The sequence below is a fragment of the Planococcus rifietoensis genome (assembly GCF_001465795.2).
GTDB lineage: Bacteria > Bacillota > Bacilli > Bacillales_A > Planococcaceae > Planococcus > Planococcus rifietoensis.
This window is the reverse complement of record NZ_CP013659.2, coordinates 2,182,078-2,199,358: the sequence shown is the minus strand read 5'-3', so window position 1 is coordinate 2,199,358 and position 17,281 is coordinate 2,182,078. Positions and strand designations below refer to the sequence as shown.

General features: G+C 50.5%; 17 protein-coding genes. 14 read left to right on the top strand and 3 right to left on the bottom strand.

Annotated elements, in window-relative coordinates; translation table 11 throughout:
• Nucleotides 1-2 precede the first annotated feature (2 nt).
• The 5 genes from AUC31_RS10945 (at nt 3) to AUC31_RS10925 (ending at nt 4,201) form a co-directional block, all read left to right on the top strand.
• Nucleotides 3-1,208 carry a mannitol-1-phosphate 5-dehydrogenase gene (locus tag AUC31_RS10945; RefSeq protein WP_058383164.1) on the top strand — a complete coding sequence of 402 codons (1,206 nt, stop codon included), beginning with the start codon at nt 3-5 and terminating at the stop codon, nt 1,206-1,208.
• A 355-nt stretch (nt 1,209-1,563) separates the two neighbouring features.
• A complete protein-coding gene (hxlA, locus tag AUC31_RS10940; protein ID WP_058383165.1) occupies nt 1,564-2,205 on the top strand; it encodes a 3-hexulose-6-phosphate synthase in 642 nt (213 codons plus the stop codon).
• A 19-nt stretch (nt 2,206-2,224) separates the two neighbouring features.
• Nucleotides 2,225-2,761 carry a 6-phospho-3-hexuloisomerase gene (hxlB, locus tag AUC31_RS10935; RefSeq protein ID WP_058383806.1) on the top strand — a complete coding sequence of 179 codons (537 nt, stop codon included), beginning with the start codon at nt 2,225-2,227 and terminating at the stop codon, nt 2,759-2,761.
• 223 nt (nt 2,762-2,984) lie between these two features.
• Nucleotides 2,985-3,809: a Cof-type HAD-IIB family hydrolase gene (locus AUC31_RS10930; RefSeq protein WP_058383166.1), complete on the top strand. Its 825-nt coding sequence runs from the start codon at nt 2,985-2,987 to the stop codon at nt 3,807-3,809.
• A 59-nt stretch (nt 3,810-3,868) separates the two neighbouring features.
• A complete protein-coding gene (locus AUC31_RS10925; protein WP_058383167.1) occupies nt 3,869-4,201 on the top strand; it encodes a winged helix-turn-helix transcriptional regulator in 333 nt (110 codons plus the stop codon).
• 147 nt (nt 4,202-4,348) lie between these two features.
• Here AUC31_RS10925 and AUC31_RS10920 read toward each other — a convergent pair whose 3' ends face one another.
• Nucleotides 4,349-5,173 (bottom strand): aldo/keto reductase, encoded by an 825-nt coding sequence (locus AUC31_RS10920; RefSeq protein ID WP_058383168.1) that lies wholly within the window; start codon nt 5,171-5,173, stop codon nt 4,349-4,351.
• A gap of 531 nt (nt 5,174-5,704) precedes the next feature.
• Here AUC31_RS10920 and AUC31_RS10915 point away from each other — a divergent pair.
• A complete protein-coding gene (locus AUC31_RS10915) occupies nt 5,705-8,245 on the top strand; it encodes an Ig-like domain-containing protein (RefSeq protein WP_058383169.1) in 2,541 nt (846 codons plus the stop codon).
• A gap of 166 nt (nt 8,246-8,411) precedes the next feature.
• On the opposite strand, the gene AUC31_RS10910 is transcribed toward AUC31_RS10915, so the two are convergent.
• Nucleotides 8,412-9,149, bottom strand: a complete 738-nt coding sequence (locus AUC31_RS10910) for a GDSL-type esterase/lipase family protein (RefSeq protein WP_058383170.1) — start codon at nt 9,147-9,149, stop codon at nt 8,412-8,414.
• A 178-nt stretch (nt 9,150-9,327) separates the two neighbouring features.
• Here AUC31_RS10910 and AUC31_RS10905 point away from each other — a divergent pair, with 178 nt between their 5' ends.
• The 4 genes from AUC31_RS10905 to AUC31_RS10895 all read left to right on the top strand — a co-directional run bounded on the left by AUC31_RS10905 (nt 9,328) and on the right by AUC31_RS10895 (nt 12,478).
• Nucleotides 9,328-9,534, top strand: coding sequence for a hypothetical protein (locus tag AUC31_RS10905; protein WP_058383171.1), 207 nt, complete (start codon nt 9,328-9,330; stop codon nt 9,532-9,534).
• A gap of 103 nt (nt 9,535-9,637) precedes the next feature.
• Nucleotides 9,638-9,964 (top strand): hypothetical protein, encoded by a 327-nt coding sequence (locus AUC31_RS10900; RefSeq protein WP_157073490.1) that lies wholly within the window; start codon nt 9,638-9,640, stop codon nt 9,962-9,964.
• On the top strand, nt 9,961-10,137 hold the full coding sequence (locus tag AUC31_RS17730; RefSeq protein WP_157073489.1) for a hypothetical protein: 177 nt from the start codon (nt 9,961-9,963) through the stop codon (nt 10,135-10,137). Before AUC31_RS10900 ends, AUC31_RS17730 begins: the two co-directional genes overlap by 4 nt.
• An 82-nt stretch (nt 10,138-10,219) precedes the next feature.
• Nucleotides 10,220-12,478 carry a cell wall-binding repeat-containing protein gene (locus AUC31_RS10895; protein ID WP_218916834.1) on the top strand — a complete coding sequence of 753 codons (2,259 nt, stop codon included), beginning with the start codon at nt 10,220-10,222 and terminating at the stop codon, nt 12,476-12,478.
• A 241-nt stretch (nt 12,479-12,719) separates the two neighbouring features.
• Here the strand turns inward: AUC31_RS10895 and AUC31_RS10890 are convergent, their stop codons facing one another.
• Nucleotides 12,720-13,841, bottom strand: coding sequence for an amidohydrolase (locus tag AUC31_RS10890; RefSeq protein WP_058383174.1), 1,122 nt, complete (start codon nt 13,839-13,841; stop codon nt 12,720-12,722).
• Nucleotides 13,842-14,019: 178 nt separating this feature from the next.
• Between AUC31_RS10890 and AUC31_RS10885 the strand changes: the two genes are divergently transcribed.
• Genes AUC31_RS10885 through AUC31_RS10870 form a run of 4 tightly spaced genes read left to right on the top strand, consistent with a single transcriptional unit; the run spans nt 14,020 to nt 17,276 of the window.
• On the top strand, nt 14,020-14,469 hold the full coding sequence (locus AUC31_RS10885) for an Lrp/AsnC family transcriptional regulator (protein ID WP_058383175.1): 450 nt from the start codon (nt 14,020-14,022) through the stop codon (nt 14,467-14,469).
• A gap of 55 nt (nt 14,470-14,524) precedes the next feature.
• A complete protein-coding gene (locus AUC31_RS10880; RefSeq protein WP_058383176.1) occupies nt 14,525-15,373 on the top strand; it encodes a M55 family metallopeptidase in 849 nt (282 codons plus the stop codon).
• A 32-nt stretch (nt 15,374-15,405) separates the two neighbouring features.
• Complete coding sequence (locus AUC31_RS10875) at nt 15,406-16,332, top strand: ABC transporter permease (protein ID WP_058383177.1); 927 nt, start codon at nt 15,406-15,408, stop codon at nt 16,330-16,332.
• 2 nt (nt 16,333-16,334) lie between these two features.
• Nucleotides 16,335-17,276, top strand: a complete 942-nt coding sequence (locus AUC31_RS10870; RefSeq protein WP_058383178.1) for an ABC transporter permease — start codon at nt 16,335-16,337, stop codon at nt 17,274-17,276.
• Nucleotides 17,277-17,281: the final 5 nt, after the last annotated feature.

Here is a 17,281-nt window from a genome sequence, read left to right as displayed (position 1 = left end):
GAATGAAACAAGCGATTCATTTTGGAGCAGGCAATATCGGCAGAGGGTTTATCGGGGCGTTGTTCTCGGAATCCGGCTATCACGTCAGTTTCGTCGATGTGGCGGAACAAGTTATCGACGGGTTGAACGCACAAGGCCAGTACCGCGTCAACATGGCGCAGGAGACAGAAGAAAGCGTCTTGGTGGAGAATGTATCGGGCATCAATAATATGAAAGACGAAGAAGCGGTCATTGCGAAGATCCAGCAAGCGACGTATTTGACGACGGCAATCGGGCCGAACATTTTGCCGCGCATTGCGCCGTTAATCGCAAAAGGAATCGAAGCGCGCGTCAAAGGCAATTTCGCGACGGGGCCGGATTTGGTGCCGGCGTCTGATTTGGATGTAGCGACAGACATGAGCGCGGGTTCGGAAAAATTATACATCATTGCCTGTGAAAACCAGATCGGCGCGACCGATATTTTGAAAGGACATATTTTGAGCCATTTGAGCGACGAAGCGAAAGCGGATCTCGCCGGCAAAGTGTATTTCTTTAATTCGGCGGTCGACCGCATTGTGCCGATCCAGGAAGGCCATTCGCTTGATGTCTTGGTTGAGCCGTATTACGAGTGGGTTGTTGAAACGACTGAAGACATTCCTCACGTGACCGGCATGACGATTGTCGAAGACTTGGCGCCGTTCATTGAGCGCAAGCTGTTCACAGTCAATACGGGGCACGCGGTCATCGCGTATTACGGCTATCTCGCCGGCAAAACGACAATCGATGAAACCTTGGCCGACCCGGAAATTGAACAAGAAGTGCGGGAAACCTTAAAAGAGACGGGCGCGTACCTCGTGAAGCAATACGGCTTGGACGAAGACGAGCACCTTGACTATATCGATAAAAACATCGAACGCTTCAAAAACAGCTATTTGAACGACGGCGTCACGCGCGTCGGCCGCGCGCCGATCCGCAAGCTCGGCCCGGAAGACCGCCTCGTGCGCCCGGCCGTGCAAGCGCAAAAAGCGGGGCTTGCGTATTCGCATCTCGCGAAAGCGATCGCGGCGGCGTTGTTGTTCGATTATGCAGAAGACGAAGAAGCGGTAAAAATCCAAGAGATGATCGCACAAGGCGGGCCGGAGCGCGTATTGACAGAAGTCAGCGGGCTTGAAGCTGACAGCGAACTGGCGAAAGAAGTCGTGCGCCAGTATGAGGCGATGAAGAAGTAGTTGCTGCAGCTGTTGCAGCTGTCCCTGTGCACCACACAATTCCAACCGCATCCCGGTGGCCGAAACGGCGCCGGGATGCGGTTTTTGTGTTGCGGATGGTGGTTTGCGTCCCTGTGCACCACACAATTCCGGTAGGGGGAATTCTTGCTTGTCCCTGTGCACCACACAATTTGACGGGCCGGATTCCCGTCGCGGCGGCATTTGACTGTCTGTTCGTCCCTGTGCGACACACAATTCCACAGGTGACGGTATACTTTTTGTCTGTATGTGCGGTTAAAGTGCGTACTTCCCAAGATGTAGGGCAGGACTTACACTTGGTAAGCATCAAAATACGCATATGAGGAGCTACACATAGATGAAATTACAACTAGCATTGGATTTAGTAGATATTCCGCAAGCCATCGAATTGATCAAAGAAGTTGAAGGGTCGATCGATATCGTGGAACTGGGCACACCGGTCATTAACCAAGAAGGATTGAAAGCCGTTCGCGAAGTGAAAGCGGCGTTTCCACACCTTGAAGTCTTGGCGGATGTGAAAATCATGGACGCGGCGGCTTATGAAGTCGGCAACGCAGCGGCTGCTGGAGCGGACATCGTGACGATTCTCGCGCAGGCGGAAGATTCGTCGATCAAAGGCGCAGTCGAAGAAGCGAAGAAACTTGGCAAGAAGATCCTGGTCGACATGATCGCCGTGAAAGACATCGAAACACGCGCAGCTGAACTGGACGTACTGGGAGCGGATTATATTTGCGTTCACACGGGCTATGATTTGCAGGCAGAGGGCAAAGATTCATTTGCAGACTTGCGCACCATCAAAGGCGTCGTGAAAAATGCGAAAACGGCGATTGCTGGGGGCATTAAGCTCGAAACTTTGCCGGAAGTGATCAAAGCGCAGCCGGATTTGATCATTGTCGGGGGCGGCATCACGTCTAAAGACGACAAGCAATCAGAAGCGGCGAAAATCAAAGCGTTGATGAACGAAAGCGTGACGGTTTAACGTGAGCGCTTCTGGATTTATGAATGAAATTTCAGCCGAACTTGCGCATACAGTTGGGCAAGTGGACGAGGCAGAAGCATCCCGATTGGTCACTGCGATGGGGCAAGCCGACAAGATTTTCGTCGCAGGCGGTGGCCGCTCGGGGTTCATGGCGAAAGCGTTCGTCATGCGCATGGTGCATATGGGCTTGACCGCTTATGTCGTCGGCGAAACGGTGACACCGAGCTTGCAGGAAAATGATTTGTTCATCGTCGGATCGGGTTCCGGTGAAACGGGCAGCTTGCTTGCGATGATGGAAAAAGCGAACGCAATCGGCGCAACGGTCGCGGCGGTGACGACCAATCCGGCGTCATCAATCGGCAAGCTTGCTAGCCTTCATCTCACCATCCCGGCGCAAGCCAAGGCGGAGGGTGCGAGCGGCAAATCCATTCAACCGATGGGTTCGTTGTTCGAGCAATCGCTATTGGTGGTGTACGACGCGCTCGTCTTGGCGTATATGGAGCAGCACCACATCACTGCCGATACGATGTTCGGCACACACGCCAATTTGGAATAACACAGAAATAAGCTTGAGGCTGGAAGTGATTCCGTCTCAAGCTTATTTTTCATGCCAAGCTTACCTATTGGACAACTCGCTCACAGAGGTGCAAAATTGATGGAATGGAGAACTGCGGTGACAGGGCAGTGTTGATTGAAATGAATGGCGAGCCGCTCGTACAGCGCTTAATTTTAATAAAAGGCCCGCCAACGAAACTATTTTGATATGAAGGAGCAAGTGTATGTATAAAATGATTGCAATTGATTTAGATGGAACTTTGCTGACGGATGAGTTGACGGTGACAACAGATACGATGACAGCGATTCGCGAATCGATGGAACACGGAGTGGTCGTGACGATTGCGACGGGACGCATGTACCCGTCCGCACAGCGCATCGCCTTGGAGTTGGGGCTCGATGCACCGATGATCACGTACCAAGGGGCGATGATCAAATCGGCGACGAGCGGAGAAGTGCTGCGTGAGCGCGTCGTGCCGTTTGAGATCGCGCAAAAATGCATCCACTTGGCAGCGGAGAAGCAAATGCATATCCAAGTCTATCAAGACGATGTGCTCTACAGCGCCGTGGATAACGAACAAGTTAGAGCGTATTCCAAAGAAGTCGGAGTCGGCTATGAAATCGAACCGGATCTCCTCAAGCTTGCGAAAAACGGCTTCATGAAATTGCTGTTTATCGACGAACCGGAAGCCCTCGCGCCGGTGCAGGAAGAATTGCAGGCGGTTTTGGGCGACGAAGCATGTATCGAGAAATCCAAACTGCGCTACCTCGAAGTGACGCATCCGGAAGCGAATAAAGGCAGTGCCTTGAAGTTTTTGGCCGAACATCTCGGCATTGATTCTTCGGAAGTGATCGGGATCGGCGATAACCATAACGACACGGATCTCGTCAAAGCAGCGGGATTCGGCATCGCCATGGGCAACGCCGTCGACGAATTAAAAGAGCTCGCGGATTACACCAGTTTGTCGAACAACGAAGAAGGCGTGTTGCACGTGCTCAATAAATTCATCTTGGAACCGCGGACAGCCGCTGTCGATTCGGGGCAGTGAGCGACGGATTCCAGTAGACATCACAAGAATGAAATGCGCGAACGATGGAGGGAAAATGAATGCCCAATTTGGGAGAGAAGACATTTAATTGCGAAAAAGAATTGACCCTTTCCATCATCGGCGGAAAGTGGAAGATGCTCGTGTTGTGGCATTTAGGGAAATCAGGCACGAAGCGTTTCGGCGAGTTGAAAAAACTCATGCCCGGCATCACGCAACGCATGCTGGTGAACCAGCTGCGTGAATTGGAAGATCACTTGATCGTCCACCGCGAAGTGTATCCGGTCGTGCCGCCGAAAGTGGAGTATTCGCTGACGGAACAAGGGCGGAGCCTCATGCCGATCCTCGATTCGATGTACGACTGGGGCAAGGGATATATGGAGAGGAATTTGTAGTTGGTGCTGTCCCTGTGCACCACACAATTCGCGGGCCGGAAATCCTGCTGCGGCAGCATTTGTATGTTCATTTGTCCCTGTGCACCACACAATTTAAGCAGAAAAAAGCCCGTTCCAGGGAAGGAACGGGCTTTTCTTATGGAGATATTAACGGACGTTCATTTCGTTCGGGTGAGCGCCTTTGCGGCGGTTTTTGTCCAACCCGTTGATTTGGTTCATGTCCTCTTCGCTTAATTCGAAATCGAAGACGTTGAAGTTTTCTTCGATGCGTGACGGTGTGACGGATTTCGGAATGACGATCGTGTTGTTTTGCAGGTGCCAGCGCAAGACGATTTGAGCTGGGGATTTTTTGTGTGCTTCAGCGATTTGTTGAATCACTTCGTCTTTCAGTACTTCGCCGCCTTGGTCAAGCGGGCTCCACGCTTCCACGAAAATATCGTGCTGCGCACAGAATTCTTTGACGTCATTTTGCGCCAAGTATGGATGGCATTCGATTTGGTTGAGGACAGGCGGCACGTCGCACTCGTCCAACAAGCGTTGTAGATGTTCAGGTTGGAAATTGCAGACGCCGATCGCTTTGACGCGGCCGTCTTTGTATAGTTTTTCCATCGCTTTATACGTCTCGACGTAATTGTCGAACTCAGGCGTTGGCCAGTGGATGAGGTAGAGGTCCACATAATCAAGGCCGAGGCGCTCAAGGCTTTCGTCAAATGCGCGCAAAGTGCTGTCGTAGCCTTGGTCAGAGTTCCAGACTTTTGTAGTGATAAACAACTCTTCACGCGGGACGGAAGTTTCTTTCAAGGCTTTTCCGACGCCTTCTTCGTTTTTATAGATCATGGCTGTATCGATAGAGGTATAGCCAGTTTTTAATGCAGTTGATACGGCTTCGGCAGCTTGGTCGCTGTCGACTTGCCAAACACCGAATCCTAATTGGGGCATTTCGAGTTTATTGTTTAATGTTACATAGTTCACGGGACATTCTCCTTTTCGTGTTTTTATCACAACAATTTATAGAATACCCTGAAGTTAGAGGGTCTAAGCTTTTTTTGTTTGTATCCCTGTGCACGGCACAATTTAAATGAAGAGATTGTTGGTTTGGAGGGATTTGAGTGTCTGGTTGTCCCTGTGCACCACACAATTTTAGCCATACATGACAGAGCGATGATAAAAAAATGGTTAATTTTACTATTGAGTGTCAAATTTTTCAAATGCTACAAACTTATGAACTGGATTTCATTTTGCTTTGATGTTTATTTGCGCTTCTAGTAATAATTATTAATTGAAAATTCTATCTTATTTTCCTGTCAAATGAAATTGTCACCACTTACGCATGGGTAGCGCTTCGGTTATCAATTGCGGATAAGAGGAGATGTGTTAATATTTAGTTATTAATGCCTTATGTTAAATATAGTAAAAAAAGGAGGCGTTAATTTAAAAAGGAAATAATTTACTCGTTCACCCATAACTTGATTTTTGGCTAACCAAAAAAGAGGAGGAAGATGAATGAAGAGTTATTCTGGAAAGAGATTAACGTTAAATGGCAGCTCCAAACTATTTTCGGTGGCACTGATGGCGGGCGTGCTGGCGGTGTCGCCGCTTTCGGCAGAACTCAGTACCGGCAAAAACGGCATTTCGCTTCAACAAAACTCCGCACAAGCGGCGGGACTGGCGGATATTGCCTTGCTTGAAGACCAAGGCTTGCGGGCGGATTATAATTCGACGACCGGCGTGTTGACTTTGGACATTGACGGGGAAGTGTTGTTGAATGTCGGAGCGCTCAATGAACAATATTATAATTTCCAGCTCCCGGAAGCATTCCAGGAGATTTTAGCGCTGCCGAATTTCCAGGACGCAGCGCAGATCGAGTACGAACAGCGGCTCTTGCTGGGGTTGATTCCTGTGAACAGTGGCACGATCAGCGGGGATGATTTGGAAGTCGACCCATCCACAGGGCTTGTTTCGGGGTCAAGCTTTGAGGCGCTTAATGTGAGCGTCGCGTCGACGTTGAGCGCGGAGTTGGTGATTGATTTGAATGCACTCGGCGAAGACTTGCCGGTGAGCGATTCGGGTGAACTGGAGTTCTTCGGAGCTGTGACATCTTCTCCTCTAGTGGATGTGTTCGTGCTGACGGATGAAGGGGCTCAAGCTTCCTTGTATAATTTGGAGAATACCGATTTGTCCGTCGGCACGGTGACGGATCAGGATACCGTGGTCGAAGGAATCAAGAAGCAAGGCTCCGCAACGGAAATCCGGGTATTTAACGGCGATGAAGAAATCGGCAGCGGCACGGTCGACAGCGATGCCAATAGCCCATATTCCGTTGAGATTCCTCAGCAACAAGCGGGGACAGTGCTGACGGTCCAAGCATACTCTTCGTCAGGCGATCCTGAAGGCGAAGCGTTGGAAGTGACGGTGAGCGATGTGACCGCACCTGAAACGCCGGATGTGGACGGCGTGACCGACCGCGATACATCCGTCACGGGAACCGGTGAGCCGGGAACGGAAGTGACGGTGACCAAAGAGGATGAAGTGATTGGCAGCGGCACGGTGGACGGATCCGGCAATTTTGAAGTGGACATTCCAGAACAGCCGGGCGGCACGGAACTCGGCGTCTTTTTGACAGATGACGCAGGGCTGACAAGTGAAGCTGTCGTCATTACCGTTGAAGATACCATCGCACCGGATGCGCCGGATGTCGATGATGTAGAAGAAGGTGACACAGAAGTGACAGGATCCGGTGAGCCGGGGGCAGAAGTCATCGTCACGACGCCAGACGGATCGTATACAGGCGAGGTGGATGAAGACGGCAACTTCGCTGTGGAAATTCCGGAGCAAGAAGCTGGCACGGACATCACGGTGGTGTTGGAAGACGAAGACGGCAACGCAAGCGATGAGACCGTCATGACTGTGGAAGACGTGACCGCACCAGATGCGCCGGTGCTCGATCAAGTGACCAACAAATCGACAAGCGTCAGCGGAACGGGTGAAGCGGGAAGCACGGTCGTCATTTGGGCCGGCTCTGAAGAATTGGCGAGAGGAGAAGCCGGCAGTGACGGGGCGTTCACTTTGCCGATTGACGCACAAGATGGCGGCACAGTGCTGACGGCGATTGCGATTGATAACGCGGGGAATGAAAGTGACGAAGCGACCACGACGGTCGTCAAAGTCGACGCGGAAGTGACCGACCGGATTGCGGGGTCTGACCGCTACTTGACAGCGATTGCCATTTCGCAACAAGGATGGGATGCATCAGATACAGTCGTGCTAGCCACGTCGCGCAACTTCCCGGATGCACTTGCAGGCGGCCCGCTGGCCTTCCAGGAAGATGCACCGATCCTGCTAACGAGACCTGACCGTTTGGGCATTGAAACGGAAAAAGAAATTGAGCGTCTCGGCGCGGAGAAAGTCATTCTCCTCGGAAGCACAGGCGCGATTTCAGCAAATGTAGAAGCGGAATTGAGAAGCATGGACTTGACCATCGACCGCATCGGCGGGGACACGCGCTTTGAAACAGCGACTTTGATTGCAGAAGAGCTGGAATCCGATAGCGCAGTCGTCGCGAATGGCTTGAACTTCCCGGATGTCTTGTCTGCTTCTCCGTACGCTGCGAAAAACGGCGTGCCGATCTTGCTGACGCGTGAAGACCGATTGCCAGCGGAGACGGAACAAGCATTGGATGATTACTCATCCACGCATGTCATTGGTGAAACCGGCGTTGTCAGCGAAGACGTCTTCAATGAATTGCCGGATCCGACGCGCTACGGCGGCGAAACGCGTTATGAAACCGGCGCTGAAATTGCCACGAGGCTCATGACCGGCACTGAGCGGGCGTATATTGCCACCGGCAGAGATTTCCCCGATGCACTAACGGGCTCTGTCTTGGCAGCGAAAAACGACTCGCCGATCCTGCTCGTCCGCCCGGATGAAATTCCGCAAGCGACCGACAAACTATTGCCGAACTACGATGATTTCACCATTTTCGGCGGAACCGGAGCGGTGTCGGATAAGGTAAAAGATCTATTGGATGAAGAATTGGAAGACTGATACGGTATTGTCCCTGTGCATCACACAATTCTAACCGCATCCCCACCGCCGAAAAGGCGGGGGAATGCGGTTTTTTGATTCGCGGAGTGTGCGGTTGTCCCTGTGCACCACACAATTCAACGCAAAAAAAAGCTGCCAAAAGAGGCAGCTTTTAAGGTTTATGCGCTTAGTAGAGGCCGAGTGCTCCTAAGCCGATTTCTGCGAGTTTCGCTTGTCCGGCTTTGGTCGGATGGATGTCTGCCGGCAGGACGTATTCTGCTTGATTGTTTCCGAAGGCCGTGTAGGCATCCGCTAGAAAGACATCTTGGTTGGTGAGAGCGAGAGCCGTAAAGGCAGTATTGATGGTTGGAAGGACGGCATCGGCGGCGTAGTGGAGCGTGTCGGTCAGCTGGAATGGGTTATAGACATTATAAAGCACGACCGGCGAATCGGTGAGGGAACGGATTTCCGTGATGATTTGCTGGATGTTCGAAAAGACGTCGCTTTCGTTAAGTTTCGCGCCGAGCAACTGCTGGAACAAAACTTGATCGCCGCCGCTTTCGGCCGCCGCTTCACGCAGGATGGCGAGCAAATCGTTATTGCCGATCGTCACGGCGACATAATCCGAGTGGATGATCGCTTGGCGGTATTTCTGGTCGGTCTGCAAGGCTTCAAGCAGTTGATCCGACTGCCATCCGGGAACGCCGAGGTTGCGCACGCGCAGATCCGCGAGCTTGCCGATTAAATAAGGATAAGAGGTTTTCGCGGGATTTTGGTTGGTCTGGCCGAGGTTAAAGCCGAACGGAATCGAATCGCCGACTGCGACGAGCGATTCTTTGGCGTTATCGCTCTTGGCAAAGACACTTGGCGATGCAAGCAAGCTGGCGAGCAGTACGATGACAATGGTTTTGATGAGCTTTTTCATAGAACCCTCCCTTTCTGTTTCATTCATCTCTAGTATAAAACTAATAGTTCGAATATTCTATCTATTTTTGATGTGTATGATTCGTTTGATTCGTAGGTCATGGTTTCGGCGAAGAGGAATTTGTGGGCGAGTGAAGAACTTAGGAAATGGGGTGAAATGGCAAGGGAGGAATCAGGACATGTCGAAACTTGCAGCTGGACTGATCGGATTGATCGCAGGGGTGTTGGCCGGCGCTTTTCTCGGACTTGTCATCGGCGGCACGTTTTTGGGCGGATTGGACATTCATGAGCGTCTCGGGCTCGAAGGGTATGAGCTTGCGGCATACTTGGGAGCCGTGATGGGCGGCGCGGCTGGACTGGTGTTTGGTGTTCGGCGGGCGGGGTGATTTTGCCCCTGTGCGTCAAACAATTCGAGAGGTGGGATTGTTGTAGCAGAAGGGTTTTGGTAGTCAGTTGTCCCTGTGCAAGACACAATTTATAAGAGAAGAGGTGGAAAACATCGATATGCTCGGCTACTTAATCGTTCCATTGCTCATAGTGATCGTGGTGAATCTTGTCATGAAATACTTTTTGAAGGATAAGAAGAAAAAAGATAAAGGATTTGTGCTGCTCTATCAAAGGCTTTCCTATAGAAGGAGATTTATTCGCGCGTTATGGGGAATCCCATTTATGCTGCTGATGTATTTCATTATTTATCAGCAGGAGGTCTTTACGGAGACGCAGCTGCAGGTTGTGGCGTTGGTGTTCTTGTTAACGGTGTTGTTTGACGCCGGATATAATTATTACCGGTGGAAAAAAGAGGAGCAGACAGCGTGAGTGGTTTGCTTGTCCCTGTGCATCACACAATTCAAACTGCATCACCAGTGCCGAAAAGGCGTTGGGGTGCGGTTTTTAAAATTGAGCAGATAGATTTTGTCCCTGTGCATCACACAATTCAACTCGATCCGCATATAGTGGAATATGAAATGATTACCATTCGTAAAAAGTGAATTACTATTAATTGGAAAATAATAATGTTACAATATGCAGGAATTTACCAGCCACGGAAAGCAGACGGAAGGGGTCGACAATTTGAATACATCTAAGAAAATCGGAATTACTGTGTTGACGGGAGCAGCGGTGTTTCATGCCGCAGGATTTGCGTTAGCGGAGGAAGCCAATCAGACAGACCGCGTTATCGTCACACTTGAAGCAGGGACCAGCAGCCAGGCGCTGACAGGCGAGACCGTCGATGCTTTGAACATCAATACGGCCAATAAAGTCGTGACGGTCGAGGTGCCGGAAGGGCAAAGCGTGGACGATTACATAGAACAGCTGGGTACGTCGCCGAGCGTGGCGAATGTCGAGGCCGACCATTTGCTCGAAACGACGGCGGTGCCGAACGATCCGTATTATTCATTTCAGTATCATCACGAATTGATCGGGTCGGAACGCGCCTGGACGAGAACGATGGGGACGACGGATGTGTTGGTCGCCGTGCTCGATAACGGTTTTGACCTGGATCATCCGGATTTGAACGGGCAAATTGTCAGCTCCTATGCGACTGCGACGAGCATAAGTGAAGACGATCACGGGACGCATGTCGCGGGCATCATCGGGGCAGCGCATAACAACCGGACTTACGGCGCTGGGGTTGCACCGGACGCAGGCTTGCTGGCGATTGATGTGTTCGAAGACGAGCTCGCGTATTCATCCGACGTTATCGAAGGCATTTATTACGCGGCGGATGCCGGTGCGGACGTTATCAATATGAGCCTTGGCAATTATTTTTATAGTGAATCTTATCAGAAGGCCATTGATTATGCACATGAGCGCGGCGTGTTGGTGATTGCGTCTTCCGGCAATGATTTCACGGACAAGACGCATTATCCATCCGGTTACGAAAACGTTATGGCGGTGGGGTCGACGGACCGTGCCGACCGGTTTTCGGGTTTCTCGAATTACGGAGCCGAACAGGACATCTCAGCACCCGGCACAGGCATTTGGTCGACAATCGCCGGCGGCAGTTTCGGTTCAATGAGCGGGACTTCGATGGCGAGCCCGGTCGTGGCAGGGATTGCGGCGCTTGTGAAAGCGAACGAGCCTGATTTGTCGAATGAAGAAATCGAACAGCGTCTGTACGATACGGCGGTTGATCTCGGCGCAGCTGGGAAAGATCCGTATTTCGGCCACGGGCGGATCGATGCGGAAGCGGCGTTGATGATTTTTGACATCGAGCAACCGGCCGTCAGCGCTGTCTATGATAGCTCGGTGGAAATTAACGGCACATTGATTCAAGCTGTGGAAGACGCCGTGATTACCGTGGACAATGAAGGCGGTGAAATCGCGCGTCAAGAAGGCTACACAGGAGCGGGCAAGTTCAGCATGGCCATTCCGAAGCAAGCAGCCGGCAGTGTGCTGACATTGACGATTCGTGATCGTTACGGCAATCAAAGCGAAGCGCTGGAAGTCACCGTCAAAGAAACGGAAGCTGACGAACTGCCAGGGCGCATTTCCGGAATCGACCGCTACCAGACCGCGATTGCAATTTCACAAACCGGCTGGGAGTCGGCGGATACAGTGGTGATCGCCACTGCAGGCAATTTCCCGGACGCATTAGCCGGCGGGCCGCTCGCTTATCTGGAAGATGCACCGATTCTCTTGACCCGTTCTGGTGCAATTCATTCCGAAACGGCAGTGGAAATTGAACGGCTTGGCGCAGAGAAAGCCATCATTCTAGGGGGCAGCGGAGCCGTGTCGGAAGCGGTCGAAGCGGAACTCGCTGAAATGAATCTTGCGACCGAGCGCATCGGGGGCGAGACGCGCTATGAGACGGCGGCCATGATTGCAGAGAAACTAGGATCACGGCGAGCAGTCGTCGCGAACGGCTTGAACTTCCCGGACGTCTTGTCGGTATCGCCGTATGCCGCGAAAAACGGCATCCCGATCCTATTGACGCGCAGCGACGCTTTGCCGACAGAAACGGCGTCCGCGCTTGAACGCTATACATCGAGCTTGGTCATTGGCGGCACTGGCGTCGTCAGTGAAGACGTCTTCGGGCACTTGCCGAATCCCGAACGCTTCGGTGGTAAAACCCGCTACGACACGGGCTTGGAAGTGGCAACGCGCCTTCCGCTCGGCGATAGCCGCGCCTTTATCGCTACCGGGCTCAACTTCCCGGATGCACTGACAGGCTCTGTGTTGGCGGCGAAAAACAACGCACCGATTTTGCTCGTGCGCCCGGATAATATCCCATCCGCGACCGAACAGCAGCTACCGACTTATCGCGGGTTCTCGATCTTCGGAGGAACGGGCGCGGTCTCGGAAGACGTGAAAGGGATGCTGAAGTAGTTTTGTCCCTGTGCACCACACAATTCTCGGGGACGAAATGCTGATGTAGCGGGATTTCGGTATGAGATTGTCCCTGTGCATCACACAATTCGCGTAGGCAGGATAGGTGGTGTCCCTGTGCACCACACAATTCCAGTGACAGAAATCCTGTCACAGCGCGATTTCGATACGCAAACGTCCCTGTGCATCACACAATTCAAAAAGCCGCATCCATCGAAATGGATGCGGCTTTTTTCTATGGTCAAATTTTCTTGCCATCGATGAAAACTTGCTCAACTGTGCTGCGAAGGTCGAAAGGATTGCCGCTCCAGATGACCAAATCTGCGTCTTTGCCAGCTTCAATGGAACCGATACGGTCTTCGACGCCGAGATGTTTGGCTGCGTCGAGCGTCAATGCAGTCAGTGCTTGCTGTTCGCCCAGACCGTGCCGGATGGCGTGGATAGCGCTGGTGACTAAGTATTCAATTCCGACAACCGGGTGATCGGTCGTCAAAGAACATGGGACGCCTGCATCCAGCAAGACTTTGGCGGTGTGCCACCCTTTGTCTTTAAGTTCGACTTTCGAGCGGCTGGACATGGTCGGCCCGACCGACACGCGAACATCATGGCCAGCGATATAGTCTGCGATATGATGGCCCTCTGTGCAATGTTCAATGGTGAGGTCGATATCGAATTCACGCTTGATGCGCAGGACCGTTAGAATGTCATCCGCGCGATGAGCATGAACGCGCAAAGGAATTTCCTTTTTCAATACTTTTGCTAAGTTTTCCATATCCAGTTTGCGTTCTTTTTTGTCACTGTCCAAATAGTTTTGCGCTTCGATTAGCTTTTCGCGGATTAACGCAGCCACACCCATGCGAGTCACTGGCATTTTTCCTTTTTCTCCGTGGAATCGTTTCGGGTTTTCGCCAGTTGCGGCTTTCATGCCGGAAGGGGATTTGATGACCATTTCATCGACGATGTGCCCGACCGTTTTCAAGACGACCATTTCGCCGCCGATGACGTTGGCACTGCCGGGCATGACTTGAACGGTAGTAACACCAGCGCGCCGTGCATCGTCAAATCCTTTTTCCATTGGGTTGATGCCGTCAATTGCACGGATTTGAGGAGTTGTGGCAGAACTGGTTTCATTGAAATCTTGCCCTTCTTTGCCAACGCCTTCTTCTGCAACGCCTAAATGGGTATGAACGTCGATCAATCCCGGTGTCACCATTTTGCCGGCTGCATCAATCACTTCATATCCTTCTGGCACCTTTTGTCCAGAAAAAATTCCTTCGATTTTGCCGTCTTTGATTAACAGGCTATGATCTTCGTGCTGGCGGCCTTTGCCGTCAAAAATGGTTGAATTTGTAATCGCTATCATTAAAAAACCTCCCAGAATTTATAAAAAAAAGGATTGATTTATAAAAATACATACTATAAAATAATCGTTAATTCCTTTTTTAGATAATAAAATATATTTTGAATATTGTAAAGGAGTAGCGAAAAAAGAATTAGTACCGGTTTCCGGTAGTGATAAAGAATCAGAGAGAAGGTGGCATATGTATTACGAACTGGACGAACTCGATCATGGCATCATCAAGATGATGTCGCAGGATGGCAGGATATCTTTTGCTGAACTGTCGAAAAACCTGCAAGTGACGGAAAAAACGATTCGTTTACGGTATAAAAATTTATTGGACAAGGAAATATTGGATGTCGTTGGCATCGTCAACCCCATTGCGGTCGGTTTGAAAGCTGGAGCGATCATCCAGATGAAAGTGAAATCGCGCTCGATGCAAAAAGTCATCGAAGAACTGAAACAAATCCCACCGATCCGCTATATAACGGTAACCTCAGGTGAATATCCGCTTCTGGTCCAGATTACGGTCAAAGATCAAGAAAAAATTACAGAAGTAGTGTACGCGATCACTGAAATAGAAGAAGTAACAGACGTTAACACGATCATTCAATTAGACGTCTTCAAAAACACATTCGAGTACATTCGATAAATATTTTTTAAGAATAAATGACGGAATATTTCGTTTATTAAGGAGGGAACAACAGATGAAAATTTTTATTTCAGCTGATATGGAAGGCATTTCAGGTGTCGCGACCAACCAGCAATTAAAAACCCCATCCGAATATCAACGCTTTCGCAAGCTCATGACAGCGGATGTCAATGCCGCGATCGAAGGCGCAATAAGCGGTGGAGCGAAAGAAATCGTAGTTGCCGATGGGCATGGCAATATGTCGAATATCCTGATTGAGGAGTTGGATCCGCGTGCACGCTTGGTGTCTGGAAATAATCGTGTGATGTGTCAATTGGAAGGGCTGGATGATAGCTTTGATGGCATCATGTTCGTTGGCCATCATGGCCGGGAAGGCGGATCCGAAACCGCAGTCATCAGCCACACGCTTGCAGGTATTTGCGTAAACGAAATGAAAATCAATGGCGAAGTCGTCGGAGAGACTGAGATGAACGCTTATGTCGCAGGAGCATTTGGCGTACCGCCGATTTTCACGAGCGGGGATGATGCCTATATCGCGGAAGTACAGGAAACGCTGCCAAATATCGAAGCAGCCGTTACCAAGCGAGCGGTGGATCGTTTCGCCGCAGAACTACTGCATCCGGAAGAAGCCCAAAAAGCCATTCGGGCAAAAGCGGAGCTCGCCGTCACAAATGCTAAAAAGCATCAGCCTTTAGAACTTAAAGGCCCGGTCACATTTGATATTCAATTCAAAGGATCCCAACAGGCGATGATGACGACCACGATTCCAAGTGTAGAAATGACGGGCCCGAAAAGTATCCGTTTTACATGCGAGGATGTCGTCACGGCATACAAACATATGTGGGGCTGCGTGATCATCGCGATGACAGCGACCAACGGGGTTTTAGGAAGCGTTAATGCGTGAGTTTAATCAATAAGAGGACGGTGGTGTAAGGCATGTATATTGTAAAAAGATTTTTGACAATGCTCCTGACGATTTGGGTAATCGCATCACTGACCTTCCTGATTATGAAAATGATACCGGGAGATCCGTTCGCTTCCGATGCAGATGTTCTGCCGGAAGAAGTCGTTGAAAACATGCGGGCAAAATATAATTTGGATGAACCGGTTCCGGTCCAGTATGCACTGTATTTGAAGAATCTTGTCACTTTGGATCTCGGCCCATCCATTCAATCAGAAACACGGACAGTCAATGATATTTTAATTGCCGGTTTCCCGGCCTCCGCGACACTCGGCATCCAGTCGATTATCGTTGCCTTATTCTTCGGCTTATTGCTGGGGATAGTGGCAGCGCTGAACCATAACAAGCTGCCCGATTATTCGGCAATGATTTTTGCCATTATCGGGATTTCGGTTCCGAGTTTTATTCTGGCACCTTTATTGATTAATTACTTCGCAGTTGAATGGGGCTTATTGCCGGTTGCCTCCTGGGGAACATTCCAGCATTCGGTGCTGCCGACAATCGCCCTTGCGACAACACCTCTAGCAGTCGTTGCCCGATTCATGCGGTCGAGCATGCTGGAGGTCATGAACCAAAACTACATTAAAACTGCTGATGCCAAAGGCTTGTCATCGGTTAAGATCGTCATCAGCCACGGTATCCGCAATGCGATTTTGCCGGTTGTTTCCTTTATTGGCCCGCTATTCGTTGCGTTGATCACAGGCACGTTCGTCATCGAAAAGATTTTTGCCATTCCGGGAATCGGAAAATATTTTGTGGACAGCATTTTCAATCGGGATTATCCGGTCATCATGGGAACGACTGTATTCTTTAGTGTCATCTTAGTCGTTACTTTGTTCTTGATCGACATTTCCTATCGATTGATCGACCCGAGAATCAAGCTGACCAGTAAGGGGGATTGACGGTGGTAAAAGTAGGGGACGACGCTTTATTCCGGCCGATTGATCCGGAAAGGCAGCAAACAGATGTCATTGAACGCCCAAGCCTTGGAATTTGGAAAGAAACATTTCTCAGTATTATAAAAAATAAATTAGCGCTTTTGGGATTAATCTTACTCGCGATCATTATCTTTTTTGCCCTGTTCGGCCCGGCAATGACACCGTATAGCGCATCTGAACAGGAGTTGACCAATACCAACCAGCCTCCATCCGCTGATCATTGGTTCGGTACCGATGACCTCGGCCGTGATATGTGGGCACGCACATGGCAAGGAGCGCGCGTCTCGTTGACCATCGGATTTGTCGCAGCGTTTATCGATTTAGCACTCGGCGTCATCATCGGTGGAGTGTCCGGCTATATGGCAGGGCGCGGGAAAGCCGGCGATAAGGTAGACAATGTCCTGATGCGCATCGTCGAAATTCTTTACGGAATTCCATATCTATTGGTCGTTATTTTGCTGATGGTCATCATGGAACCAGGGATCGTCACGATCATCATTGCCCTATCCATTACGGGATGGGTTGGCATGGCCCGGATTATCCGCGGGCAGATTCTACAATTAAAATCACAGGAATACGTATTGGCAGCGGAAAAGCTCGGAACTTCGCATCCGAAAATCATTTCCCGTCATTTATTGCCCAATACGATGGGCATCATCATCATCAATCTAACGTTCACCATCCCGACAGCTATCTTTGCGGAAGCCTTTTTAAGCTTTCTCGGACTCGGTGTTCAAGCGCCATTTGCCAGCTGGGGAACGATGGCGAACGATTCGCTTGGCGTTATCCTAAGCGGACAGTGGTGGAGGTTATTCTTCCCAGGATTCATGATCGCGCTGACGATGTTTGCATTCAATTCACTGGGTGATGGAATTCAAGATGCTCTTGATCCACGAGCACGGAAGTAAGGAGG